The sequence below is a fragment of the Blautia sp. HCP3S3_G3 genome (genome assembly GCF_052063365.1).
Taxonomy (GTDB): Bacteria; Bacillota; Clostridia; order Lachnospirales; family Lachnospiraceae; genus Blautia_A.
Map to the genome: position 1 here is coordinate 17,258 of NZ_JBQHXR010000024.1, position 24,975 is coordinate 42,232.

The 24,975-nt window shown below is 45.6% G+C and carries 23 protein-coding genes and 1 pseudogene; 17 read left to right on the forward strand and 7 right to left on the reverse strand.

Annotated elements, in window-relative coordinates:
* Positions 1-561: 561 nt before the first annotated feature.
* Entirely contained in the window at positions 562-2,151 is a 1,590-nt protein-coding gene (locus ACTNEW_RS13940) for an alpha-amylase family glycosyl hydrolase (RefSeq protein ID WP_441062104.1), read from the reverse strand.
* Positions 2,152-2,386: 235 nt separating this feature from the next.
* On the opposite strand from ACTNEW_RS13940, the gene ACTNEW_RS13945 reads away from it, so the two are divergent.
* On the forward strand, positions 2,387-3,766 hold the full coding sequence (locus tag ACTNEW_RS13945) for a glutamate synthase-related protein (protein WP_441062106.1): 1,380 nt from the start codon (positions 2,387-2,389) through the stop codon (positions 3,764-3,766).
* A 255-nt stretch (positions 3,767-4,021) separates the two neighbouring features.
* On the opposite strand, the gene ACTNEW_RS13950 is transcribed toward ACTNEW_RS13945, so the two are convergent.
* Complete coding sequence (locus ACTNEW_RS13950; protein WP_441062108.1) at positions 4,022-4,633, reverse strand: TetR/AcrR family transcriptional regulator; 612 nt, start codon at positions 4,631-4,633, stop codon at positions 4,022-4,024.
* Between ACTNEW_RS13950 and ACTNEW_RS13955 the strand changes: the two genes are divergently transcribed.
* From ACTNEW_RS13955 to ACTNEW_RS13975, 5 genes and pseudogenes are all read left to right on the forward strand, one after another.
* Positions 4,574-5,332: an alpha/beta hydrolase gene (locus ACTNEW_RS13955; RefSeq protein ID WP_441062110.1), complete on the forward strand. Its 759-nt coding sequence runs from the start codon at positions 4,574-4,576 to the stop codon at positions 5,330-5,332. The two genes, ACTNEW_RS13950 and ACTNEW_RS13955, sit on opposite strands and share 60 nt — an antisense overlap.
* Positions 5,332-5,643, forward strand: a complete 312-nt coding sequence (locus ACTNEW_RS13960) for a condensation domain-containing protein (protein WP_441062138.1) — start codon at positions 5,332-5,334, stop codon at positions 5,641-5,643. The genes ACTNEW_RS13955 and ACTNEW_RS13960 overlap by 1 nt, the downstream gene beginning before the upstream one ends.
* A pseudogene (locus ACTNEW_RS13965) lies at positions 5,631-6,554 on the forward strand (AMP-binding protein); the annotation flags it as partial. The gene ACTNEW_RS13960 and the pseudogene ACTNEW_RS13965, both read left to right, overlap by 13 nt.
* Before the next feature lie 371 nt (positions 6,555-6,925).
* Positions 6,926-7,390, forward strand: a complete 465-nt coding sequence (locus ACTNEW_RS13970) for an Hsp20/alpha crystallin family protein (protein WP_441062111.1) — start codon at positions 6,926-6,928, stop codon at positions 7,388-7,390.
* 68 nt (positions 7,391-7,458) lie between these two features.
* On the forward strand, positions 7,459-8,574 hold the full coding sequence (locus tag ACTNEW_RS13975; RefSeq protein ID WP_441062112.1) for a DnaJ C-terminal domain-containing protein: 1,116 nt from the start codon (positions 7,459-7,461) through the stop codon (positions 8,572-8,574).
* 173 nt (positions 8,575-8,747) lie between these two features.
* Here ACTNEW_RS13975 and ACTNEW_RS13980 read toward each other — a convergent pair whose 3' ends face one another.
* On the reverse strand, positions 8,748-9,521 hold the full coding sequence (locus ACTNEW_RS13980; RefSeq protein WP_441062114.1) for a gamma-glutamyl-gamma-aminobutyrate hydrolase family protein: 774 nt from the start codon (positions 9,519-9,521) through the stop codon (positions 8,748-8,750).
* 82 nt (positions 9,522-9,603) lie between these two features.
* Positions 9,604-10,377 (reverse strand): amino acid ABC transporter ATP-binding protein, encoded by a 774-nt coding sequence (locus ACTNEW_RS13985; protein WP_441062116.1) that lies wholly within the window; start codon positions 10,375-10,377, stop codon positions 9,604-9,606.
* A 120-nt stretch (positions 10,378-10,497) separates the two neighbouring features.
* On the opposite strand from ACTNEW_RS13985, the gene ACTNEW_RS13990 reads away from it, so the two are divergent.
* Positions 10,498-11,166, forward strand: coding sequence for a substrate-binding domain-containing protein (locus ACTNEW_RS13990; RefSeq protein WP_441062117.1), 669 nt, complete (start codon positions 10,498-10,500; stop codon positions 11,164-11,166).
* Between the two features lie 44 nt (positions 11,167-11,210).
* Here the strand turns inward: ACTNEW_RS13990 and ACTNEW_RS13995 are convergent, their stop codons facing one another.
* Entirely contained in the window at positions 11,211-11,849 is a 639-nt protein-coding gene (locus ACTNEW_RS13995; RefSeq protein ID WP_441062119.1) for a class I SAM-dependent methyltransferase, read from the reverse strand.
* 426 nt (positions 11,850-12,275) lie between these two features.
* On the opposite strand from ACTNEW_RS13995, the gene ACTNEW_RS14000 reads away from it, so the two are divergent.
* The 9 genes from ACTNEW_RS14000 to ACTNEW_RS14040 all read left to right on the forward strand — a co-directional run bounded on the left by ACTNEW_RS14000 (position 12,276) and on the right by ACTNEW_RS14040 (position 22,087).
* On the forward strand, positions 12,276-13,208 hold the full coding sequence (locus tag ACTNEW_RS14000) for an AEC family transporter (RefSeq protein ID WP_441062120.1): 933 nt from the start codon (positions 12,276-12,278) through the stop codon (positions 13,206-13,208).
* A 21-nt stretch (positions 13,209-13,229) separates the two neighbouring features.
* Entirely contained in the window at positions 13,230-14,441 is a 1,212-nt protein-coding gene (locus ACTNEW_RS14005) for a PucR family transcriptional regulator (protein WP_441062121.1), read from the forward strand.
* Between the two features lie 325 nt (positions 14,442-14,766).
* Positions 14,767-16,449 (forward strand): OPT/YSL family transporter, encoded by a 1,683-nt coding sequence (locus tag ACTNEW_RS14010; protein ID WP_441062123.1) that lies wholly within the window; start codon positions 14,767-14,769, stop codon positions 16,447-16,449.
* 226 nt (positions 16,450-16,675) lie between these two features.
* Complete coding sequence (locus ACTNEW_RS14015) at positions 16,676-17,758, forward strand: DUF917 domain-containing protein (protein ID WP_441062124.1); 1,083 nt, start codon at positions 16,676-16,678, stop codon at positions 17,756-17,758.
* A 180-nt stretch (positions 17,759-17,938) separates the two neighbouring features.
* Positions 17,939-18,877, forward strand: a complete 939-nt coding sequence (locus ACTNEW_RS14020; protein ID WP_441062126.1) for a DUF1177 domain-containing protein — start codon at positions 17,939-17,941, stop codon at positions 18,875-18,877.
* 12 nt (positions 18,878-18,889) lie between these two features.
* A complete protein-coding gene (locus ACTNEW_RS14025; protein WP_441062128.1) occupies positions 18,890-19,564 on the forward strand; it encodes an AroM family protein in 675 nt (224 codons plus the stop codon).
* Positions 19,565-19,580: 16 nt separating this feature from the next.
* Positions 19,581-20,525, forward strand: coding sequence for an aminopeptidase (locus ACTNEW_RS14030; protein WP_441062129.1), 945 nt, complete (start codon positions 19,581-19,583; stop codon positions 20,523-20,525).
* A gap of 17 nt (positions 20,526-20,542) precedes the next feature.
* The gene (locus ACTNEW_RS14035) at positions 20,543-21,193 is read left to right on the forward strand and encodes an aspartate/glutamate racemase family protein (protein WP_441062131.1); all 651 of its coding nucleotides are present in this window, start codon (positions 20,543-20,545) and stop codon (positions 21,191-21,193) included.
* A gap of 33 nt (positions 21,194-21,226) precedes the next feature.
* On the forward strand, positions 21,227-22,087 hold the full coding sequence (locus tag ACTNEW_RS14040; RefSeq protein WP_441062132.1) for a DUF6092 family protein: 861 nt from the start codon (positions 21,227-21,229) through the stop codon (positions 22,085-22,087).
* A 92-nt stretch (positions 22,088-22,179) separates the two neighbouring features.
* Here ACTNEW_RS14040 and ACTNEW_RS14045 read toward each other — a convergent pair whose 3' ends face one another.
* Positions 22,180-22,437 carry a hypothetical protein gene (locus ACTNEW_RS14045; RefSeq protein ID WP_441062134.1) on the reverse strand — a complete coding sequence of 86 codons (258 nt, stop codon included), beginning with the start codon at positions 22,435-22,437 and terminating at the stop codon, positions 22,180-22,182.
* Between the two features lie 11 nt (positions 22,438-22,448).
* Entirely contained in the window at positions 22,449-23,627 is a 1,179-nt protein-coding gene (locus ACTNEW_RS14050; RefSeq protein WP_441062135.1) for a GGDEF domain-containing protein, read from the reverse strand.
* 315 nt (positions 23,628-23,942) lie between these two features.
* Between ACTNEW_RS14050 and ACTNEW_RS14055 the strand changes: the two genes are divergently transcribed.
* A complete protein-coding gene (locus tag ACTNEW_RS14055; protein ID WP_441062137.1) occupies positions 23,943-24,533 on the forward strand; it encodes a 50S ribosomal protein L25 in 591 nt (196 codons plus the stop codon).
* Positions 24,534-24,975: the final 442 nt, after the last annotated feature.

A 24,975-nucleotide genomic window follows, 5' to 3' on the forward strand; every position in this document is an offset into this window, starting at 1 on the left:
TTCGCCCTCCCTGCTTTTGAATATACAGGTTTATTATAGCAAATATTCTCTCAAAATAATATCTGTTTTTGTTGTCGGGTTATATAACCCCAAATCATTAAACTCTCAAGCAGCTGAAGCGCTACTTACTTCATTAGTGGGGAACCGTTGGCTTTCCCTCGAAGGTTCACCAGCACTATATTCATGTGCCTTACCTGATTCGCCCAGACCTGAATGAAACCGACTCCGATTCCCTTCCTGATTTTTCACTACCCCTTTAAGTGAAACCCAACTGCCAGCGCAGGAGAGAGACGGGAGAGCGGGGTGTGGAAGTGCTTACGTCCTGTTTCAGTGCACTCTGCAGGCGTCTTAGAAGTACTTGTCTCGTGGATTTTTGCGTTGCGGACCGGATTTCTGTTGTTTGAGCCGAAGGCGAGTTCAGAAATCCGGTTCGCGTTCTTAGCAAAAATACAGGGGGCTAGTACTTCTTAGGCGCCGAAGCCCGCACAGAAACAGAACGTAAGCACTTCCGCACCCCGCTCTCCCGTCTCTCTTCTGCGCGTCCAGTTTTTCACGCCCCCTTCACTGTCTTTCGCCTTGTATTAAAGTTCCGGCGAAAGCCAACGATTTTCCGCGTACCGTAAAGCTTCCCCCCGGCACCTTCAGAATCCCATTTTCCCATACCGCATCCCCGCCATAGGACAGCAGTACCTCACCCGGATTCTCTGCCAACGGACACTCTGCTTCTTTCTCAGAAGGATTTAAGATCACCGTTACGCACTCCCCTTCGTCCGTACGCTCATACACAAACGGAAATGCCTGTTTTTCCGCATAAAGCATACGGATATCTCCCCTGCTTTGAAGAGCAGGATGCGCATGACGAAAAGCCACCAGTTTCTTCACCATATTAAGAAGAGAATCCGGATCCTGCATCTGTTTTTCCACAGTAGGACGCTCTTCATCCGGATCCTGAGGAAGATACAGTTCATCCTTCGGGGCGCAGGAAAATCCGGAATTTGTGGTATGATCCCACTGCATCGGAGTACGGGAACCGGTACGGTTGTAGCCGCCCTCTTTAGAAACCAGATTATGTACATAACGCATACCAATCTCGTCACCATAATAGATATACGGACATCCCGGCATAGTAAGAAGAAACGCAAAAGCGATCTTCATTTCTTCCTCATCCAGATATTCACGCATACGCACCATGTCATGATTTCCGGACGGAATACAGCTCAGTCCGGCACCGTTCACCCGGCTGTGGATATCCATATAGGTTTCGGCAAATTCACTGATATCGCCGGTACCTTTTCTGGAAAAATAAGGATTTGTACGAAACAGATCCATATAATGAGTTGGACCGTTATGAAGCAGAAAATCCATATGAAAGCCTGCTTCCAGCGCTACTTTCGGATCTCCCCATTCCGATACCAGAACCGCTTCCGGATACTTCTCATCCAAAAACTTACGTATCTTCTGCCAGAGAAGCTTCGTCCATTTTCTGTCCGGGTCAGCCTTTACCAGGCTGCCCGCCATATCCACGCGGAATCCGTCACATCCCATATCCAGCCAGAACGCCATAATATCCTGCAGAAGGAGTCTTCCTTCTTCCGCTTCCGGTGAATCCGCTGCAAACTGCCAGTCCTCCGTCACTTCGCCAAATCCATAATTCAAAGCAGGCTGTGAGGAAAAACAGTTCACTCCTACAGCACCGTCTCTGTCAAAAAAACCTCTCAGCCACCCTCTGATCCCGGGTGTGGAATTGTCCCCTTTTTCAGCTCCGTCAGTCCAGACATAACGGTTTGTATACTTATTTTTTTCCGGTTTGCAGGATTCTTTGAACCACTTGCACTCCAGAGAAGTATGTCCTGCCACAAGGTCCAGAAGAACTTTCAGACCGCGTTTGTGCGCCTCCTCAAAAAGCATCTTCAGGTCCTCGTTGGTCCCGTATCTGGGCGCTGCTTTGTAAAAATCCGTTACATCGTAACCCGCATCAAAAAACGGGGATTCAAAACAGGGATTCATCCAGATCGCATTGCATCCAAGATCACGGATATAGTCCAGTCTCCGGATCACCCCCTGAAAATCTCCTATTCCATCTGCATTACTATCCTGAAAAGACTGCGGATATACCTCATAAAAAACCGCATCGTCAAGCCATCCAGCCATTATTCATCCTCCCAAAAACGAAAATATTTTCATATCCGGCAGATTATACTGCCAGTCCGTGCTTTTATCATCATATATCCGGATACCATGTTTTTGCTTGTCTTATAGAAAGAAATAATAATACAAAATCCTGATTTTCCGACTTTCAATTCCCTTGACATAATCTTTATTTCAGATTATAATATCAGTAATCATTACTATTATATATTTTTATCAAACGAAAGGAGGAAATGATATGGCTTTTAGATGTTCTGTATGCGGATATATTTATGATGAGGAAAAACTTCCGGATTCTTATGAGTGTCCGGTGTGTCATCAGACAGGCAGATTTGAACCATATACGAAAGAAAATCAGGCATTCCCGGAAACATCAGACGGGTCGAATGTCCGGGATCTGTCCTACGATCCATTATTTGCAAGGCAGGACGCTTCCTGCCGTTATATGAAAGAGATTCACGAAATGGCTGTAAGCGGCAAATCTCTCCACAGCTCCATGGGTACACAGATGAGCATGCCCGGATGGGATGATATCCTGCTTCTCGGTGCACAGCTGAATCCCCCGCCTCTGGATGACGGAGAGCCGGTTGTGACCAGAACCGTAATCGGCAGACATGCGAAAAAACCGCTCGTAATTGAAAATCCCGTATTTATCTCTCACATGTCCTTCGGTGCTCTCTCCAAAGAAACCAAGATTTCCCTTGCCAGAGGAAGTGCTCTTGCCTGCAGTGCCATGTGCAGCGGTGAAGGCGGTATTCTTCCGGAGGAAAAAGCAGCCGCAGACAAATACATATTTGAATATGTTCCGAACCGCTACAGCGTAACTCCCGAGAATCTCCGCACCTCTGATGCAATTGAAATTAAAATCGGCCAGGGAACCAAACCGGGTATGGGCGGTCATCTCCCGGGAGACAAAGTGACCGGAGAAATCGCGGCAATCCGCGGCAAAAAGATCGGGCAGGATATTCAGAGTCCGTCAAAATTCCCGGATATCCATACCAGAGACGATCTGAAAGAACTTGTATACATGCTTCGGGAAGCCTCTGAAGGACGCCCGATAGGCATCAAGATCGCTGCCGGACGAATTGAGAAAGACCTGGAATTCTGTGTTTACGCAGAGCCTGATTTCATAACCATCGACGGCCGCGGAGGAGCTACCGGATCCAGTCCGTTTTTCCTGCGTGAATCCACCAGCGTTCCTACAATTTATGCACTTCACAGAGCAAGAAAATACCTGGATTCTGTGGGTTCTGATATTTCGCTGATCATTACAGGCGGCCTGCGTGTATCTTCTGACTTCGCCAAGGCAATCGCCATGGGTGCAGATGCTGTAGCAATTGCTTCTGCCGCACTTATCGCCGCAGCCTGTCAGCAGTACCGGATCTGCGGTACCGGAATGTGTCCTGCCGGAGTCGCTACTCAGGATCCCTCTCTCCGCGCAAGACTGAATCCGGATGCAGCTGCCGCAAGAGTTGGAAATTTCCTCAACGTTTCACTGGAAGAACTGAAAACCTTTGCCCGAATCACAGGGCATAAAGACCTTCACGACCTCTCTGTCGATGATCTTATCACCATTAACCGTGAGATATCGGAATATACCGACATTCCGCATGCATAATGCTTTTCACGGATTTGTCCGCACTTGCATTTTGTGCTCATTATGCAACAAATATAAAAGGTTAAACACAAAAGGCTGCATCATTTGCAGCCTTTTGTGTTTGTATCAATATTCGCTTCTTCATAATCAGAGATCATTCAGAGATAATTCAAAAATCATTCAGATTACTATTCACTTTCTGCCAGCAATTCTCCATACAGATTTCTATTCACTTTCCATCAGCGATTCTCCATAGGATTTCCCCGCCTCATAATCTCAGAGCAGTGTAAGAAAATTCAAAGCTCCCGGCACGTTCTGCGTACCTTTTTCCAGAAGAGAGATCAGACCGCGGATGGTCTCCTCGATTTCCCCCGGAGTACCCGGAAGCAGTGTATTATCCATCTTAACTGCAAGCACGATCAGAACAATCTCCGCCAGTGCTGCCGGATAGTCAAAATAAATCTCCCCGTTATCAATACCCTGCTGAATAATCTCTGTCAGAGCAGGCTTCAGCTGAGTGATCAGATGTTTCAGATATTTCTGGTGAATATATGCTTCTTCGTGTGTATTATCTCTGACCGGCTTACCGGAAGTACCATTATTGATCTGTTTTCGAAACTCTGCCGAAGACTTCCTGCAGGCCTGAAAAACCATTGCCATTCTGGTAAAAGGCGGAATATCCGTCTTCTTCGCCAGTTCTTTGGCCGTTTCCAGAGGTTTCTCATAATTCCGTTCTACGAGCGCATCCAGAATCGCATCCTTGGACGGAAAATAATAATAGATACTGCCCTTACCGATACCGGCCTTCTGCGCAATTGCAAGAACGCCATGCTGGCCGAGCCCCACGAGGATGTCTGGATTCAGTCTGATGACGGACTGAAGCTTCATGCCACCTGGTTTCCTCAGGAAGAATGCAAAAAGATCGTCATCTGCTTTCATGGCTACACCAGCCGGGGCATGAACGATTACACCGGACTTTCCAGTTACTATCTTCCCCATGGATATTCCATGCTTCTGGTAGACGAACGCGCCCACGGGGAAAGCGAAGGCACTTACATAGGTTTCGGCTGCCTGGACCGTATGGATGCTCTGAAATGGTTCGACTGGGTACTGGAAACCTGCGGCAAAGACGTCCGGATCCTGCTCCACGGCACCTCCATGGGTGGTGCCACTGTCCTGATGGCAAGCGGTCTTGCACTTCCTGAACAAATAAAAGGGATCATCTCCGACTGCGCCTTCACCTCTCCAAAAGAGGTATTTACTCATGTACTTCACACCATGATCCACCTTCCGGCTTTTCCGATTATGCAGATTTCCGACAGAATCAACCGCAAACGCGCCGGCTACGGTCTGGATGACTGCAATGCAGCAAGAGAAGTACAAAAAGCAACTGTTCCCATTCTTTTTATCCATGGATCCGCTGACACCTTTGTTCCATGCAGCATGTGCGATACCATTTACGAAAACTGTGCTTCCCCGAAGAAAAAACTGATCGTGGAAGGCGCAGCACACGCAGAAAGCTTTTATAAAGATACGGAAGCTTATGAAAACGCTATGACTGAATTTCTTGGAGGAATTATAAAATGATGAGAAAACACAAAGGATATCCTGTATATCCCCTGACTGTTGCACAGAAATTTCATACCTATTATCAGAACTTCTGTCCCAAAAAAGAAGTTCTGAACATCGGTACCAGCCTTACCATTGAAGCGGAACTGGACATCGATATGCTGAAAAAAGCCATCTACAAAGCCTATGAGCGCTGCGATTCCATGCGCCTCCGCTTTGCTGCTGACAAAGAAGGCACCCTGTATCAGTATGTTGTAGACAAAGAAGACCGCGACATCGAATATGTGGATTTTTCCGGCAAAACCATGGAAGAAGCTGCCTGGATATGAAATTCCCGGCCGGAACCATTATGATGTCTGTCCTGCCTGTACATCATGCCTATTGCCTGAGCATGGATTTCCTCAAGGGATTTTCTACAGGCGCAGTTGTGTGCATCAATGATTCACTGATCCGTATGGTAAAAAATATCAAACTGTTCCGTCCGAATTTGATTCTCATGGTTCCGCTGATGGTTGAGACCATCGCCAAAAAACTGGAAGATGCTGCCGGACTTCCGCCTGAAATTGTAAAAAAAGAAGTCTTCGGAGAACAGTTCCATACCATCTGCAGCGGCGGCGCATATCTCCCGCCTGCAATGGTAGATCTCTTTGCCAAATACGGCATTGCTATTCTCCAGGGTTACGGTATGACCGAATGTTCTCCGGTAATCAGTACAACCGTAAGCTGGGATATCCGCAAGGGCACCGTAGGCCAGCTTCTCCCCAACTGTGAAGCCAAAACTGTGAATGAAGAGCTCTGGGTACGCGGAAGCAGTGTGATGCAGGGTTACTACAAAATGCCGGAGGAAACCGCTGAAGCTCTGGTAGACGGCTGGCTCCGCACCGGTGATCTGGGTTATGTGGATGAGGAAGGTTTTGTATATCTCACCGGCCGCAAGAAAAACCTGATCATCACCAAAAACGGCGAAAATGTATCCCCTGAGGAGCTGGAAAATAAAACCGGCGAGAACCATCTTGTTCAGGAAATTCTGGTCCGAGAAAGCGAAGGCGTCATCGAATCAGAAATCTTCCCGGATCTGGAATACGCCGCCAAAAAAGAAATCATCGATATCCCGGCAGAACTCCAGAAGCTGATCGACGACTACAACAGTTCTGCGCCTGCCTACAAGCGTGTATACCGCCTGAAGACCCGCGACACAGAATTCCCGAAGACACCGTCTAAAAAAATCAAACGTTATTAAAATATCTGACATGGTCAGGAAACCAGACTTTATTTTGAATATCATCTTACAATCTCTTTCTGATGAAAAAGAACCAGTCTTCATTATCTAGTACATCGAAAACCTGGCTCTTTTTCTCTGTTTGTAATGAGCAGTAATCATTTTCACACATCCCGGTTAGCTTTTCCTTTTACGTCATTTTACGTTTCACACTTCTTTCACAAATAATTTTGATTTTTCTCTTGACTCTCATAATGTTAAGTGTTATATTACACATAGAACAAAGGAAGAGAACAAAAAGAGAATAAGAAACAGGTTCTATGAGTTCTCCGGACATCCCAGTTCCAAAGAAACAGGTAAATATGCATAGTATAAAAAAGGAGAGATGACTTATGTTAATGCCTAGTATTTTTGGAGAAAACTTATTTGATGACTTTTTTAATGATTTTCCGTTCTACGGAGACCGCGATATCAGGAACACAGAGAAGAAACTTTATGGCAAGAACGCCAACCACATTATGAAAACAGATGTAAAGGAAATGGACAATGGCTATGAAGTCATGATTGATCTGCCTGGTTTCAAGAAAGACGAAGTAAAAGCTTCCCTTGAAAATGGTTACCTGACCATCAGCGCAGCCAAAGGTCTGGATAAGGACGAAAAAGAAAAAGACAGCGGACGTTACATCCGCAGGGAACGTTACGCAGGTGCCTGCAGCAGAAGCTTTTATGTAGGCGAAGATGTCCGTCAGGAAGACATCAAGGCAGAATTCAAACACGGAATCCTGAAATTATTCGTTCCGAAGAAAGAAGCAAAACCAGCGGTGGAGAAAGATCATTTTATTTCCATTGAAGGCTAAAAATAGCGAGAGGTCAGTCAATGGCCTCTCGTTTTCACATACTATATTTCTGAGAGAAGGTGAAAGCGTTGAATAAGAAAAGAGATTATTATGAAGTGTTAGGCGTCAGTAAAAATGCGGATTCCGCCGATATCAAAAAAGCATACCGGAAGCTTGCCAAGAAATATCATCCGGACAGCAACGAGGGAAATACCCGTGCAGAAGAACGCTTTAAGGAAATTACAGAGGCCTATGATGTTCTGAGTGATGAAAAAAAGAGAAAGCTGTATGACCAGTTCGGGCATGCCGCATTTGACGGCGGGGCCTCCGATGCAGGTGCCGCCGGTGGATACGGTAATCCGTTCGGCAGCGGGCAGGGAAATCCATTTAATCATGGCCAGTACAGAGAATACCATTTTGAAAACGGTGAAAACATGGATGATATTCTGAAACAGTTCTTTGGCGGAAACGGTTATCACTCCGGTGCTGCCGGCGGATTCAACGGAGCAGGCGGTTTCGGTAACGGATTCAATCATTTCCGTGATTCCGGCAATTATGGCAATTTCGGAAGTTTTGGCGGTTTCAGAGATTCAGGACACTATGGTGATGCAAGGACTTCCGGCAATTTCAACGGATACAGCGATTCCAACAAAGGACAGGATCTGCAGGCAGAAGTAGAGGTCACCTTCGACGAAGCAGCCTTTGGCGGCAAAAAAGTCATCCGTCTGCAAAACAGTTCCGGTCAGATACAGTCCTACGAAGTCAATATCCCTGCAGGAATCGAATCCGGCAAAACCATCCGTCTGAAGGGCAAAGGCATGCCGGGAATCGGTTCTTCCCGTCCCGGAGACCTGCTTCTGAAGGTTACCGTACAGGACAAACCGGGATTTCGAAGAGAAGGCCAGGATATCTATACCACTGTGACAATCCCCTTCATCACTGCTGTATTCGGCGGAGAGGCCAAAATTCCCACCCTCTACGGAGATGTCATCTGCAAAATTAAGCAGGGCACCCAATCAGGCACCAAAATCCGCCTCCGGGGCAAAGGCATTGTATCCATGAGTCATCCTTCTGTCAGAGGTGACCAGTATGCCACCGTAGAAATTCAGGTTCCCCGTACCCTTACCCCCGAAGCTGCACAGAAGCTCAGAGAATTTGAACAGATTCAGAAAAAGCAATCCTTCCGAAACGGAGGTGCAGCATAACAGGAAATCCAAAGTTGTGATTGCGATGTATCCGTGAATTGTTTATAATAGAAGTATAAATTATTTTATATAACAATAGAGCCAGAGGATACCCTTTTATTTTTCCTCTGGCTCTTTGCAATAATCGCAGAATGAATTTTTAAACACGCTCCGGGCAAAATCACATTTTTTCTCTACAGTCCCATCCTGTCACCCATAATTCCATGGTCGGTATCATCCATGCGCTTCTCCATCTTTTCCATACATACCCTGCTGAAAAACTGCAGTGCAGGAAGTCCGTTCACTGTATCTTCACGCTCCCATGCCAGACACATCCGTTCCGGATGCCACTGTACACTGTAAACAGGAAGAATAGAATGGTGCATTGCCTCCACAGTTCCATCTTCCGGGCAATAACTGTCCGGCACCAGATTTTCACCAAATCGGTCAACAGCCTGATGATGAGCACTGTTATGAAAAAACTCTGTTCCATAAATCTCTGCCAGCCAGCTTCCCTGATTTACCAGACAGCGATGAACTTTATCTGGATCCTCCAATCTTCGTGCATGACGGAAAGAGGTAGGAAGATGCTGGATCAGCGTTCCTCCAAAATATACATTGATCACCTGATGACCCCTGCAGATGCCAAAAACCGGTTTTCCGCTTTTCACAAAATCATCCAGTACCGCAAACTGAAGCTTATCCAATACATCCACGACCATCGTACTTCCCTGATTCTCCTGTCCGTAACGCACAGGATTGATATCACCTCCGCCCGGAAGCAAAAGCCCGTCATAGTCTTCCACTTTCATCTCCGAGTAATCCAGATATTCCTGCTGATACGTCTGCGGAAGCTGCTCCGACTGAAGAGAAACCGCAACCGGTTCCATCCCCGCAGCCCGAACTGCATCCATATAATTTTGAATATTCTGATTGATCTCCGGAATTACAATTCTCGGTTTTTTCATAGCCATTTTCCTGCCTTTACATGATTATCTCTTAGAGCATTATAATACATAGATTCCTCCATATTGCACTTTACTACCATTTTTAATGATCCCGGATAGAATTCAGAAAATCCTGTGCACGCTGTGTTGCAGGATGCGCAAAAAACTCTTCCGGTACATTTTCTTCGATAATCTTTCCGCCATCCATAAAGATAATTCTGTCTGCCACACGTCTTGCAAAATTCATTTCATGAGTAACGACAACCATCGTCATTCCTTCCTTCGCCAGCTCTGTCATAACATCCAGAACTTCACCGATCATCTCTGGATCCAGTGCACTTGTCGGTTCGTCAAACAGAATTGCCTTGGGATGCATGGCAAGAGAACGGGCAATTGCCACCCTCTGCTGCTGACCGCCGGAAAGCTGAGCAGGCATTTTTGCAGCCTGGGAATCTACACCGACTCTTTTGAGAAGTTTCATTGCTTCCTCTCTTGCTTCCTTTTTCGGCACCTTCAGTACATCTGTTGGACCAAGAGTGACATTATCAAGAATGTTTTTATGTGCAAATAAATTAAATGACTGGAACACCATTCCCACCTGGGCGCGAAGACGGGCAAGATTTTTCCCCTCCTTGGGAATTGCAACACCATCAATCAGTATTTCCCCGGAATCAATGGTTTCCAGACGGTTAATCGTACGGCACAGGGTGGATTTTCCCGAACCGGAAGGTCCGATAATCACGACAACCTCGCCTTTTTTTACACTGAGATTAATATCTTTCAGCACATGAAGTGCCCCGAAATGTTTATCCACATGTTTCAGTTCAATTACCGGAACCGTCCCCTGCGTATTTGTCTGACTTTCTTTCTGAACCATATATATCGCTCCTTTATATCTGTTCTGCTACAATATCCTCACCTGTATGGATCTCTGTCATGGATCTGTTCCTGCTATGGCTATAATATTCTGCTGAGTACCATTGATAAACGCAAACCCATGGAACCCCAGATTGAACATCTCCATACACTGAACTGCCAGGGAGCTGTCATTTTTGGAACAGAAATGCAGGATGAAGATATGGATGCATTTCTCTCCCTCCACATTCCCCTTGTTGTTATGGATAATGACCTGACCCGCCTTCCCTGCAATACCATTTCTATCAACAACCAGATGGGAACCTATCAGGCAATCGAACATCTGATTCAAATGGGTCATACCCGCATCGGCTATCTCAAGAGTCAGATCCGCATCAACAGTTTCAAAGAACGTCATCAAGGATATGTCAATGCCCTCACTCATTTTGGCCTTGCCTTCCAGCCTGAACATATTTTGACCGTACACTATACGGAAGAAGGCAGTTATCGGGATCTCAGACAATATCTGGAAAACCATACTCCGGAGGAACTTCCTGATGCCTTTGTCTGTGATGATGATACCATGGCTGTGGGTGCACTTCGCGCATTTCAGGAAAAAGGGATCCGCGTCCCGGACGACATCTCTGTCATAGGCTTCAACGACAGACCAACCTGCGAAGAAACGTTCCCTCCTCTCACTTCCATCAATGTCTCCAAACGTTCTCTGGCCTTTGAAGCAGTAGAAGAGCTAAGAGCTGATCCGGCTGATCAAAAATCAGGAACAGACAAACAGACAGGATCCGATAAATGAAGAAACACGTTCACGGAAAATACGCATAGGGACCAAGCTGATCATCAGAGATTCTGTTTCCCGTCATCTTTTCTGAAATCAATCCGGACCAGCTTTTTTCCATTGGGAAGCATACATTCCAAAGACCGGATGGCATGGTAATGAATTTCAGCCATTGCCTTATTCAATGCTGCTTCTTCCATTAAATGATGTACCTGTTCCAATCCGTCAAACACATGCAGATATGGGGAATCAGAGACCCAATGGTTCTCCATATTGATCTGAATGATACAGGAAACATATTCCGGATTTACCTTCTGAACTGTTTTCCGGAAACATTCATATCCTATATATTCGATCAACAGGTTCGCAATAATCATATCCGCCTCTGGCAGCTCAGCTTCCTCATCTGTCAGATCCCTGCACAGACATTCCAGAACCCCATTCAGTTCCGGATACCTGGAAACCGTCTCCCTCAGATAGGCAGCATTCACATCAATACCATATACTTTCTCGAATTTCTCCTTTTGTACATGCTCCAGACCATTTCCGCCTGCGATTCCCAAAATCATCACACTGGATACCGGATATGCATCAAACTGTCCTTTCATCATTTTGTTCAATGACTGCAGCTGCATGACAGAACCGAGCTTCATATGGTTTTCATAATCATCTAATGAAATCTCTTCCCATGGATTTTTCATCTGTTTCTCCTCTTTGTATTTTGTTCATATATATAATGATGGGGTCAAAAAGTATTTTGATTCCTCCGATACACGGATTTCTCCGCACTTTGTGCTCCCGAAATCTTATCATATATTACTTCAATTACATACAATCATCCCGAATATTACTGTTTATCCCATTCTCAACAACATCCAGATAAACTATTTCCCAGTTTACCATACAGGGCATAAGAAATACATATCCTTTACAAAATTTCCTGTATAAAATTATGAGATGATACACAGGTCAAAAGGTCATGTGTTTCATGCTTGCATGAAAAAACATGACCTTTTGACCCTTGTATCTTTCTATTCTTCTGCTATAATAAATCCAATTAAAGATCACCAGCCATGAAGGTATCATCATGACAGCAGATCAAATTGTTTTCACGAAAGGAAAAAGAAATGAATTACTTTATGGCCATCCTGCCCAAAATGGCGGGATTTCTCCTGCTGGTTCTCATTGGTTTCACAGCAGTCAAAACAAAAGTCATCAAAAAAGAAGCCATGCCATCAATCTCCGGATTTCTGATCCGCTTTGTACTGCCGGCCCTTACCATATCACTGATCTACGGCAATCAGACCACTTTCCGGACACTTGTCCAATATGGACGTATAGCCGGTACACAGGCCGTCATGTATCTTGTAATGGCAGGAGCAGGCATTTTCGGAAGCAAAATCTGCCGTCTGAAAGGAACCACAGCCAATGTTTACTGCGGCTGCTCCGTAGGCGGAAACTTCGGCTTTCTTGTCATCCCTCTGATTATGGCTCTGTTTGCCGAGGAAGGCGGAAGCCTTTATATCCCCATCTGTACTGTTATGGATACGACCTTTGTATGGACCGTCGGCTTCGCACTTTTCACAAATGGAATTGCCCAAAAGGAAAACCCTGTAAAAAAAATCCTCCTGAATCCCATATTTATATCCGTGATTCTGGCACTGTGTCTGACCAGTTTGCACATCACCGTACCAGCCCCTGTCATGGATATTATTGATTCCGTCGGAGCCACCAGTTCCAGCTGGGGACTGATCTATCTGGGCTGCAGCCTTGCTTTCATGAACCCGCGAAATCTGCTGAAATACAAGTCCATCCTTCTTCTGGCTGCAACGAAACTGTTCCTCATTCCACTGGGTGTGTATGCAGTTTCCCACCTTTTCCTGACGCAGACAGAAAGCCTGATCCTGATGCTGATCAGTGCCGCACCATCCATGACCACCTCCAGCATGATTGCCGGACAATATCATCTGGATGAAGAATATGCATCTGCAGCCGTGGTTGCAACAACACTTCTGTGCATTGTGATCATCCCGGTTTTATTTTTACTTGTATCTTTATGATGCCACAAAGGAGGCCTTCAAATGACACTGCGCGTAAAAGATATCGAAAAAATATGGAGCAACGGATGTGCGTCTCTTGTTGCCGGAAAAGGCGGTGTGGAGCGTATTGTCGACACCTATGACATGATGGAGCAGCCGGATGTCAAACAGTGGGTGCGAAAACATCTCCTTCTCATCACCACCGGCTACGCCATACGCAATGACAAAGAAGCGCTTCTGAATCTGATCCGTACTCTGGATGAAGCAAATGCATCCGCTCTCGCTATCAAAACCAGATTTTTTGACGATTTTCCAAAAGAAGCACTGGAACTGGCAGACAAACTGAATTTCCCCCTGTTTCTTCTGAATAATAACACAGGTTTTATTGAAATCGTATTCCCGATCATGGTCGCTATCGTAGAGGCCAAAAACCACATGCAGATAGATACCCGCTATCAGATGACCCGACACAACAAAAGCGAACTGGATGAAAAGCTTTTTACAGATCTGCTTACCGGAAAACTCACCCAGGAGGAGGAAGCCGAATACCGCACATCCTCCCTGCAATGGCCTGCTGCCCCCACCAGACTGATTCTTATCCATCTGAATAAAGAAAAGCCTTCCGTACTTCTGGAAATGGACAGCCGCAGGCAAAATCAGGCTGCCAGCCGTATTTTTGCAAAGCATCATATCCATGGTGTTTCCATCTGCAGAAAAGATTCCTGTATCTGCATCCTTCCTGCAGATACCCCGGAACAGATTCTTGAAAAAGCTGCAGCGGAACTTGTGGAAAAAACGCAGAAAATTCACAGCTGTCAGACCTTTGCCATTATCAGTGACCATCTCAAAGACTATCTGGATCTTGCCGAAACCTACAACAGGCTCAAAGAATGTCTGCTGATCCGCCAGATCAAAAAAGCCAGATGGAATGTCTGTTTCCTGCAGGATCTCCAGTTTGACCTGATTCTCCTGCACCTTGCCGGTCAGGAGGAATCACGGAATTTTATCCAGAAAAAGCTCGGTCCTCTGGAACAGTACGACCGCACTCACGACAGCCACCTTCTGGAAACTCTCGAAACACTCATTCAAAAAAAAGGGTCCCGGAAACTTGCCGCAGAAGCTCTCTTCCTGCACCGGAATACCATGGCTCACCGGCTGGACAAAATCGAGGAGATTCTGCACATCAGCCTGGACGATCCGGAACAGTTCACACAGCTTGATTTCGCCTGCAGCGTTCGTCCCTATATTCAATGACAACAACCGTTCACCTTACCTTCAGCAACTGCAGCTATTCAATCAGAAACATATCTACTGTCATCTACTTAAATATAGCTTCTGCTTTTCAACTGTGCATCATGCACAATGTCTTTCCAAAAACAGTGGCTTTGGAAACGATGACTTCAGCATATTAAAGTGGTATATTGTGATTACAACGTGTGAAGCCGATGTGGGCATTATCTGCATCGGCTTTTTTTATAACCTGGATAATTTTTTCACAACCATTCATCCTGACCGGATGGCTGTTTTTTCCTGATTATCCGGTTATGATCACGCGAGTTTCAAAGACGGAGGAGATAAAATGTCTATCAAAAACACAAACCAGGATTACGCTCAGATGAACATCAAAGCCTCTGAGCATCCAAAAGCGTATGCTCCGCATATTCTGATTCTGAATATCGTGATGAGCGTACTGGGAGCTATCATCGGTCTGGAATTGATCGTGCGTACCGGTGTAACCCCGAACACATCCATCGTAGGTGCTCTGTTTGCAATTATTATTTCACGTATTCCCATTACAATACTGAAAAAATATCAGAGCATTCACTGCCAGAACCTGATTCAGACATCCATTTCTGGCGCAACCTTTTCCGCTGCAAACTGTCTGCTGCTTCCAATCGGTATCCCTGTAATCATGGGCAGAACAGAGCTTATGTTCCCGATGCTGATCGGTGCATTCCTTGCAACTGTGATTGACGCAACCATTCTGTACAAAACTTTCGATTCCGAAATGTTCCCTGCAGAAGGCGCATGGCCTCCGGGGGTCGCATCTGCACAGTCTATTCTCGCAGTTGTGGAAAAAGGTAAAAAAGCAGTACTCCTGTTAGTAGGTATGGCAATCGGTGTCGGCGGTAAAATGATCGGTATCCCGACTGACCTTCTCGGTGTATCATGGTTCGGTGATTTCGCAGCCATGGCAGCACTTGGTGTCGGCAGTATCGTGATCGGCGTCATCAAAACCAACGGTTTTATTATCAACATCTTCAATACCAGCTTCCCGATCATTACCAATATCTTCGGAGAAGGTGCAGACCTGATGTCTCAGACCATGTTCAAATACATGCCTCACGGCATCATGATCGGCGCAGGTCTTGTTTCCCTGATCCAGTGTGCACGTATGCTGTTCAAAAAGAGCGACAGCTCAGACAGTGCAGCAGATCATTTCACCTCCAGCATGGCTAATATGAAAAAAGCTCTTGGCGGCGGATACGTTGCATATCTGGTTGTTGCTATCCTTCTCGCAGTCATCACCGGTATCTGGTCTGACATGGGCATCATCCAGCTGATTATCTGGATCATATTTGCTGCTTTCGCTGCAATCGCATCCGAACTGATCGTTGGTATTTCCGCTATGTATTCCGGATGGTTCCCGGGATTTGCAACCGCTCTGATTTTCCTGATCGTCGGTATGCTGATCGGCTTCCCGGCTATGCCTCTCGGTATTCTTGTAGCATTTACATCTGCGACCGGTCCTGCATTCTCCGATATGGCTTACGACCTGAAATGTGGTTATATCCTTCGTGGAAACGGTGCTGATCCGGAACTTGAAAAAGAAGGAAGAAAACAGCAGTATTACTCCGAACTTATCGGCTTTGCCGTAGCATTCATCCTTGTAGCAATCATGGCAAATAAATACTTCAGCCAGGGACTCTTCGCACCGGTTGACGCTACTTTCGCAGCAACCATCGAAGCAGGTGCAGGCGGAGACGTTGCCAAATGGCTGATCATCTGGGCAATTCCGGGTGCCATCATTCAGCTCCTCGGCGGTTCCAGACAGGTTGGTATTCTTTTTGCAACAGGCTTACTGGTTGGCTCCACCATCAACGGTCTCACCATCCTGATCGCTCTTCTTATCCGTTTCGTCCTTGTAAGACGCAACAAAGAAAACGAACACACACTCAATATCCTTGGTGCAGGTTCCCTTGCAGGAGCAGCTCTTTACAGCTTCTTCACGGCTACGCTGGCTTTGGGTAAGAAAGAATAACGTAACCATTCAACTTCATATTTTTTATATTGCAGAAAAATGCAAAGCACTTTCCTGCGACATAAAAAATCCGGCAGCCATGAGTCGTGTATGCATCTGCATTCCGGCTCATGGCTGCTGTTAAAAACTATGAACAAATTACAGGATACCAGGAGAAAAAGAACTGTTCTCCCCGGAATCCTGTTGTTATATAATTCCCAATAATCAGGAAAGAGGGTAAGAAACCATGAAAAACAAAGGAATCCGTCTTACAAAAGAGATCCTGGATGCCGCACTTGCCGGAGGTACCATCCTTGGAGGAGGCGGCGGCGGTGATCCAAAAAAAGGAAGAAAATACGCAGAAATCGCAGTGGAGTATACCGATCTGCGTCTGATTTCCGCAGACGACCTGGATGACAGCGATACACTGCTGACAGCCTCTCTGGTAGGCGCTCCAAATGCGGAAAACCAGTTTATGACACCCAGAGATATTGCCAAAACTGTAGAAATTCTCCAGAAAAACTGTGATTTCCATATTGGCGGAATCATTACCAATGAACAGGGCGGTGAAGCAACTGTAAACGGATGGCTGCAGGCTGCGATCCTCGGTCTTCCTGTTGTAGACGCTCCATGCAACGGCCGTGCACATCCCACCGGAGTCATGGGAAGCATGAATCTCCATAAAATCAAAGATTATACCACGGTTCAGGCATGTGTAGGCGGAAATCCGGACACCGGAAATCATGTCGAGTGCTTCTTCGAAGGCAGCATTGAGCACACCTCAAAAATGGTGCGACTTGCTTCTATCGAAGCCGGCGGTCTTGTCGCAGTAGCGAGAAACCCGGTCACCGTATCCTATGCCAAAGAAAACTGTGCGCTCGGCGGTGTCAGCTTCGCCATTGAAACAGGAAAAGCATTCCTGAAAGGTCTGGAGACATCTGTAGACGAAGCTGTAAAAGAACTGTGTGCATTCCTTGGCGGACGTGTTCTTGCAAAAGGAACCGTCAAAGACTTTTCCATTGAGACCACCGGCGGATTTGATGTAGGCTATGCAACGGTAGACGGCTGTGAACTGACTTTCTGGAATGAATATGCCACTGCTGAAAAAAACGGTGAACGTCTGGCTACTTTCCCGGATCTGATCATGACCATCAATGCCAGAACAGGAGAACCTGTGACAACTGCCATGATGGAAGAAGGGCTGGACGTGTACGTCATAGCCGCAGATAAGAAAAATCTGAAACTTTCCCCGACCATGTATGCGCCGGAACTTCTCAAAGCCACAGAAGATGTTATTAAAAAAGATATTATCTCCTATCTGGATAAATAAAGATATCTGATACTCAAAAATATTCGGAATACAAAATATCAAATAAAAAGTATCCGGGATACAAAATATCCGACATACAAAAATATCGGACATACAAGATTATCAGACCAAAAACATCACATTATAAAAATCAGTTATAAAAATCAACCATAAAATATCATCTCAGGAGGATTTACCACCATGTTAATGAAACAGATTATCGAAGCTTACGACGTACTCGATGATACTTATGTAACAGGAGAGAAAGTCAAGGAATACCTGCTTGGCATCAAACCGGACGCCAACATTGAAGTTTATGAACTGGTAGGACCGAAAGGAAGCACCGACATGCTCAAAGTCCGTATCCCGGGCAAAAACGGCAAAATGAACGGCGGCGACGCTCCTACAATCGGTCTCCTCGGCCGTCTCGGCGGCATCGGTGCACGTCCGGAAAGAATCGGTTTTGTATCCGACGGCGACGGAGCTCTCTGTGCAGTAGCACTTGCTGCCAAGCTTCTGGATATGCAGAACAAAGGCGACATTCTGGACGGAGATGTCTTTATTTCCACTCACATCTGCCCGGATGCTCCTACAGCTCCGCATGACCCGGTTCCGTTCATGGGTTCCCCGGTAGAAATGTCCCAGGTAAACAAAGAAGAAGTTTCTCCTGAACTGGATGCCATTCTCTCTGTTGACACCACCAAAGGAAACCGTGTCATTAACACCAGAGGCTTTGCTATCTCTCCGACCGTAAAAGAAGGATATATCCTGAGAACCTCTGAAGATCTTCTGGATCTGATGCAGATCACCACCGGAAGACTTCCGTATGTTTTCCCGCTTGCGACACAGGATATCACTCCTTACGGAAATGACGTTCACCATCTGAACAGTATCCTTCAGCCATGTACAGCTACCAATGCTCCTGTAGTCGGTGTTGCAATTACAGCAGAAACCATGGTTCCCGGATGTGCTACCGGCGCTACTCACGCTGCAGATGTAGAAGAAGCCGCACGCTTCATGCTGGAAGTTGCAAAAGCATTCGGAAGAAAACAGTGCAGCTTTTATGACGAAGCAGAATACGCAAGAATTCAGAAACTGTACGGAAGCATGAACCATCTGCAGACCCTTGGACAGGAATAAGGAGGCGTTCTTATGAAAATTGGAGCAATCACCATCGGACAGGCTCCGAGAGTGGATGTCACCGCTGATATCCTTCGTATTTTTGACGATTCTCTGGAGCTGGTACAGGCCGGAGGTCTTGACGGACTCACCAGAGAAGAAATTGCAGAATTTGCCCCGGGCAAAGACGACTATGTGCTGGTTTCCCGCCTTCAGGACGGAAGCTCTGTAACCTTCGCGGAGCGCTATATTCTTCCGCGTCTCCAGGATGCCATCACCAGAATGGAGGAGGAAGGCTGCAGTCTCATCATGATGTTCTGCACAGGAAGTTTCCCGGAAACACTTTCCACCAAAAAGATCCCTATGATCTATCCCTGTGAACTTCTCAACCGCCTTGTTCCGCTGATGACAAAAAAATCCAGCATCATCTGTATGACTCCTTCTCCTCTCCAGACAGAGCAGTGCGAAAACAAATGGCGCAATTATGTCAAAGAAGTCAAAGCCATTGCCGCATCTCCTTATGGTGAATGGGATGCACTGGAACAGGCTGCCGAAGAAGTGAAACATATGGATGCTGATCTGATCGTACTGGACTGCATCGGATACACACAGAAAATGAAAGAAATGTTTGCCGAAAAGACCGGCAAAAAAGTCGTTCTCCCAAGAACACTTCTTGCCAGAGTCGTTTCTGAGCTGACAGATATCTGAAACGAGGTCAAATATAATGAGTAATCTTATAAAAATAGCAGAAGGAGTACTGACTTCCTGTCTGGCTGTAAAACCGGAAGAAGAAGTTCTTATTATCACCGATGACAGCCGCAAAGAAATCGGCGAAGCGATTTATGAAGCAGCCGGAAATCTCGGATGTGAAAAATTATTAATGGTCATGACCGAACGCGAACTAAGCGGTGAAGAACCGCCAAAAGCCGTAGCGGAAGCCATGAAAGCCGCTGATGTGGTAATCGCACCGACCGCCAAGTCCCTGACTCACACCAATGCACGCATAGAAGCTGCCAAAGCAGGAACCCGTGTTGCTACCATGCCGGGGATCACAAAAGAAATGTTCTCCCAGGGTGCTATGACTGCCGACTATACGGAAGTGGAAAAACTCACAGCAACCGTCACCGAAATGCTCACCAAAGCATCCACAGCCCGTATCGAAAAGGACGGCAAAGTACTCACCATCCAGATCAACGGAAGAGACGGTGTTCCAAGCCCCGGTGTTTACCGTGAAGCCGGAAAATGCGGCAATCTTCCATCCGGCGAAGCCTATATTGCACCACTGGAAGACGGTTCTGACGGAGAAATGATCATCGATGGTTCCATGGTTGGAATCGGAAAACTGGACAGTCCTCTTCATATGGTCATTTCCGGCGGAAAACTCCGCTCTGTAACAGGAGAAAAAAGTGAAGCACTGGATGTCCTTCTGAAAAATGAAATTAACGGAACTCTCTGTGAACTTGGTATCGGAACCAACGAAGCAGCCATCCTCAACGGAATTATTCTGGAAGACGAAAAAGTATACGGAACCGTACACATTGCTTTTGGAACCAATACTTCCTTCGGCGGAACCAACAAAGCAGAATGCCATATGGACGGAATCATCCTGAAGCCAACCCTTTATCTGGATGATAAAAAAGTCATCGAAGACGGAGTCTTTCTAGTTTAAATCAAAGGAGAGCCACCATGAATCATAAATTTAAGATTGGTCTGATCCGTGTCCTGACTACCGAAGATCAAGAGGTTCTGCAGGCACACGGCAAACAGATTATGGAATATTTCCCCACTCTTGAAGTGGAAACCAAATGCATCCCTGACCAGTATGAAGGCATCCACAGCCCCAAGCTTTGTCAGATCGCAATTCCGAAAATTGTGGAAACCGCCAAAACATTCCACGATGTCGATATGATTATTGTAAGCTGCGCAGATGATCCCGGTGTGGCCGAGATCCGGGAAGCAATTCCCGGTATGCCGGTTACCGGCGGCGGAGAAACCACCGTATCACTTGCCCTGAAATACGGAGACAAAATCGGTGTTCTCGGAATCACCGACTACGCTCCTCAGGCATATGTGCGCATGATCCCTGACAAAATGATCCTGGGAAAACCGGAGGGAGTCAACAGCACGCTGGATCTTATGACACCGGAAGGCAAACAAAGCGTTCTCGCAATGGGACAGCAGCTGAAAGCTCAGGGTGCACAGGTCATTGCCCTGGCATGTACCGGCCTTGCCACCATTGGTGTTGCCAGAGATCTGGAAGAAGCTACCGGCCTTCCTGTCATCGACCCGGTCCTCGCAGAAGGATTATTCGCATATTTTGAATCCCTGCGAAAATAATGCACTACACACACAGAAAGGATGACGCAATCCATGGAATTATATGACGCAATCAAAAACCGTCACAGCATCCGCTCTTTTTCTCCGGAGCCTGTCCCGGAAGATCTCCTGCTCCAGCTTGCAGACGCAGCCCAGCAGGCACCTACTGCCAGCAACCTGCAGGCATGGAAATTTCTGTTTGTCACAGATCCGGCTCTGAAAGAAAAAGTAGATCTGGTAAGCCCCGGGCTTTCCGGAAAACCACCGGTTATCCTCGTGATCTGCTCTGACATGGAAAAAGCCTCCAGAAAAGGAGGACGGAATTCCGAAGTTTACGGCTGTCTGATGGACGCCTCCATGGCAGCCGAAAACCTGATGCTGAAAGCGGTCGAACTGGGTCTTGGCACCTGTGCCATCAAATCCTTCAATGAAACGGCTGTACGAAAAATTCTGGAAATTCCGCAGAAATACCGGATTGAAATGCTGATTTCCATTGGATATCCCGAAGGAAATCCCCGCTGTCCCAAACGTCCGCCTGCAGATGAGATTACTTTCTTTAATCATTTTCCGCAGGATGACGTTCAGCCACAATCAATCGCCTGCAATGATTTTCCTGCGTCGGATAGCAAGCCTGTGATCAAAAGAAAGTCCACAGATCCCGAACTTGAACTTTTCATCTATCTGATCACCAGTGCCAAAGCCCTTCCTGATGAACCGGTAAGCTACGGCCCCATCCGCCTGACCGAAGCGGCCTCAAAATTGTGCCGCATCCTGTGCGGTAAGTATCCGGAATCAGAGGAATACCAGGCACTGCGCAGCTGCATTGATCAAGATAAGGGAAAAGCACTGACCGAACCGGAAGTCTTTTCCCAAATGCTGAAGCACGTTTCTGAAATGCTTGTAGAGTGCCTGTAAGATATGAAAAAGAGTGTGATAAAAAGTTGTATCTATTGATACCTGCTTACTTTCTATCACACTCTTTTAAATATCATAATTCCATTCATACCTTACGCGTCAAAATCCACATGATATACCGTATCGCCATCATGAATATCCACATAATGCAAATCAAACTGGCTGTCCATGATTTCCATACATCCCTGATAAAATACCGTATCCGTTTTCTTTATCAGAAAAATATAGGTTCCGTTTTCCTTCTCGTCCGCTTCATCACTCACTTCATTGTAGAATTCCCTGCCATCAACATGACCCGGGTATCCTGATTTCTTTATTTTTTCTTCAATAATCGCATATAATTCTTCCATACAGAACTCCTTCAAATTTTATCATTATTCCGATTTTTCCGGCGATCCACCGCAACCTCCTGGTAATGCCGTCTTTTGGCTTCATACATTTTTTCATCCATCGCAGAAAGAAATTTCTCTACATCTCCGGAAGAAACATCCAGTCTGCTGTAACCTATGGCAAAAGAAATAACATACGGTTCTGTGTGTAAATCATTAAATGTTTCCGCATTCTTTTCCACTCGCTGTATCGTATCCCTGACTGTTTTCTCGTCATCCGTACGCAGCAGTATGATAAATTCATCTCCGGCATATCGGATGACTGTCCCATTATCCGGAACAGAATTCATAAGAATCCTGCCGATATTACGAATAGCATCATCCCCTTTGGAATGACCATAAACATCGTTAATATTCTTGAAATTATTGACATCAATCATAAGACCGTAAATTACATTTCTCGTATTCCGCTTCATCTGACTCAGGATACAATCCATATATCTCCGGTTATAAAGACCGGAAAGTTCATCCATAAACGCATTCCTGGACTGTGTCTCAACATAAACAAACAGGAATGCAACGGCAACCGAAGTCCACCCGACAGTAATCCCGTAACATAATCCCTGAACAATCGTCCCAACCATACAGGGTATCACAAAATAGTATACCGGCAGAAAAGAGATATGAATTCCACTCTTTCTTGAATACTCCACAAGCCAGATACTGTATATAAAAAAGAAAAACAAAATCACATACACCACCAGTACCAGACTGCCGCGCTGATATACATTCTCCTCTGACACAGTAAAAATAATACCGCACCCGCTCAGATTTACGATATTCAGTACAATATCCAGAATCAGCGGTAATGCAAGAACTTTCGCTCTTCTGCACACTCTGCCGGCATTATTAAAGATGCGGAAATCCACGTACAGGCACCACAGAAAACCAACACTGCACGTACCAATAAAGCACAGACTGTTTGTCAAATAAGACAATACTCTGCTGAACGGAAATGTTCTGCCGTCAATCACAAAGGTCAGAATTTCCAGAGAACAACCAATAATGGTAATCCATATCATCGTATCAAAAATAATATCCCCGGCAAAACGTTTTTCGATATTCTCAATCCTTGTAAAAAGCAGAAAAACCATTAAAATAATTCCGATACCATTCACGACCAGAATCTCCGCCATGTTTACCGGATTCAATCACATCACTCCTCCGAACAGGAATCGCCATCCCATTTACCCAGACTTATTTTCTTTGCACCGAATCAATATTCATTTTTAAATTATAACATTCAAATAAACGAAAGACAATCATGACTTTCCAAAAATCATCTATTATTTACATATCTTAATTTTAACCAAAAAATCATCTTGAATTATTTCATTTTTGGTTAATCTGTTTGTTATATAACGTCTATAATACGTAGTGTAACAAAAAAGAAAACATACTTAACAATACCTCTTTGAAAAAAATAGAAGGATGCTAAGCAATCAGATTTTTGGAGGAAAAGATAAATGAATACTTTAAAAGCTGAAAAAAGAAGCATGGACGTAAAAGCCAAAAGATTAAGAAGAGAAGGTTATGTCACAGGAAATTTGTTCGGTAAGGAAATCAAAGAATCCATTCCTGTAAAGATGCAGAAAAAGGATGTGGAGCACCTTCTCAAGACAGATAACAAAGGCAGTCAGATTATGCTGGAAATTGACGGACAGTCCTATGATGTTCTGATCAAAGATGTTAATTATAATTCCATGTCAAGAACCGTGGAAGAAATCGATTTCCAGGCACTGGTAAGCACCGAAAAGGTTCACTCCGTTGCAGAAGTCATTCTTCTGAACCATGAAAAGGTAGTTGGCGGCGTAATTCAGGAAAATTTAAGTGAGATATCCTACCGTGCACTTCCTGCAGCACTGGTAGATAAAGTAAAGATTGATGTCAGCACCATGCATGTCGGTGATGTCATCCGCGTAAAGGATCTTGAAATTGCCAGAGATAAAGATATTGATCTGCTGACCAATCCGGAAGCAATTGTTGTTATGATGACCGCTGTTCACAGTGCAGAAGTTGAAGAGACGGATGAAGAAAAAACCGCAGAAGAGAAATAAAGGATAAGCTTATCAGGATAACTCATTTCCTGCTTAGCTCAGTTTTATACCATGCTGTACCTCAGGAAACAGGGGTTGTCTTTTGACAGCCCCTGTTTCGTTTTATTCCTTTTACGAGATGCTTCTTTTTTGATGAGACAAAATCCTGTTCCGCAGAATTCTCCGCCTGCGGCAGATTGTTTTAGCAATATCATTTCTCTCTGCCGCAGTGCGATCCTGCCCTGATGGCTCTTTTGTATCACAGGAAAATACAGGAAACTTTCTATGATACAAAAAAAACAGCTGTCTCCAGCTGTTTGCTTTCCTTGCACCTTCAAAACTACATACATGCCTGACATTTCCCTGAAAATCTCTTAACCTTGCTTTTGGACAAGCCCTCGACCGATTAGTAGCAGTCAGCTCCATACGTTACCGTACTTCCACCCCTGCCCTATCTACCTCG

Excerpts from the sequence above, each read along its gene's own strand:
- ACTNEW_RS13940 (WP_441062104.1), bottom strand. The coding sequence starts at position 2,151 with ATGGCTGGATGGCTTGACGATGCGGTTTTTTATGAGGTATATCCGCAG.
- ACTNEW_RS13945 (WP_441062106.1), top strand. The coding sequence starts at position 2,387 with ATGGCTTTTAGATGTTCTGTATGCGGATATATTTATGATGAGGAAAAA.
- ACTNEW_RS13955 (WP_441062110.1), top strand. The coding sequence starts at position 4,574 with ATGCTGGCCGAGCCCCACGAGGATGTCTGGATTCAGTCTGATGACGGA.
- ACTNEW_RS13950 (WP_441062108.1), bottom strand. The coding sequence starts at position 4,633 with ATGAAGCTTCAGTCCGTCATCAGACTGAATCCAGACATCCTCGTGGGG.
- ACTNEW_RS13960 (WP_441062138.1), top strand. The coding sequence starts at position 5,332 with ATGAGAAAACACAAAGGATATCCTGTATATCCCCTGACTGTTGCACAG.
- ACTNEW_RS13970 (WP_441062111.1), top strand. The coding sequence starts at position 6,926 with ATGTTAATGCCTAGTATTTTTGGAGAAAACTTATTTGATGACTTTTTT.
- ACTNEW_RS13980 (WP_441062114.1), bottom strand. The coding sequence starts at position 9,521 with ATGAAAAAACCGAGAATTGTAATTCCGGAGATCAATCAGAATATTCAA.
- ACTNEW_RS13985 (WP_441062116.1), bottom strand. The coding sequence starts at position 10,377 with ATGGTTCAGAAAGAAAGTCAGACAAATACGCAGGGGACGGTTCCGGTA.
- ACTNEW_RS13990 (WP_441062117.1), top strand. The coding sequence starts at position 10,498 with ATGGAACCCCAGATTGAACATCTCCATACACTGAACTGCCAGGGAGCT.
- ACTNEW_RS13995 (WP_441062119.1), bottom strand. The coding sequence starts at position 11,849 with ATGAAAAATCCATGGGAAGAGATTTCATTAGATGATTATGAAAACCAT.
- ACTNEW_RS14000 (WP_441062120.1), top strand. The coding sequence starts at position 12,276 with ATGAATTACTTTATGGCCATCCTGCCCAAAATGGCGGGATTTCTCCTG.
- ACTNEW_RS14005 (WP_441062121.1), top strand. The coding sequence starts at position 13,230 with ATGACACTGCGCGTAAAAGATATCGAAAAAATATGGAGCAACGGATGT.
- ACTNEW_RS14010 (WP_441062123.1), top strand. The coding sequence starts at position 14,767 with ATGTCTATCAAAAACACAAACCAGGATTACGCTCAGATGAACATCAAA.
- ACTNEW_RS14015 (WP_441062124.1), top strand. The coding sequence starts at position 16,676 with ATGAAAAACAAAGGAATCCGTCTTACAAAAGAGATCCTGGATGCCGCA.
- ACTNEW_RS14020 (WP_441062126.1), top strand. The coding sequence starts at position 17,939 with ATGTTAATGAAACAGATTATCGAAGCTTACGACGTACTCGATGATACT.
- ACTNEW_RS14025 (WP_441062128.1), top strand. The coding sequence starts at position 18,890 with ATGAAAATTGGAGCAATCACCATCGGACAGGCTCCGAGAGTGGATGTC.
- ACTNEW_RS14030 (WP_441062129.1), top strand. The coding sequence starts at position 19,581 with ATGAGTAATCTTATAAAAATAGCAGAAGGAGTACTGACTTCCTGTCTG.
- ACTNEW_RS14035 (WP_441062131.1), top strand. The coding sequence starts at position 20,543 with ATGAATCATAAATTTAAGATTGGTCTGATCCGTGTCCTGACTACCGAA.
- ACTNEW_RS14040 (WP_441062132.1), top strand. The coding sequence starts at position 21,227 with ATGGAATTATATGACGCAATCAAAAACCGTCACAGCATCCGCTCTTTT.
- ACTNEW_RS14045 (WP_441062134.1), bottom strand. The coding sequence starts at position 22,437 with ATGGAAGAATTATATGCGATTATTGAAGAAAAAATAAAGAAATCAGGA.
- ACTNEW_RS14055 (WP_441062137.1), top strand. The coding sequence starts at position 23,943 with ATGAATACTTTAAAAGCTGAAAAAAGAAGCATGGACGTAAAAGCCAAA.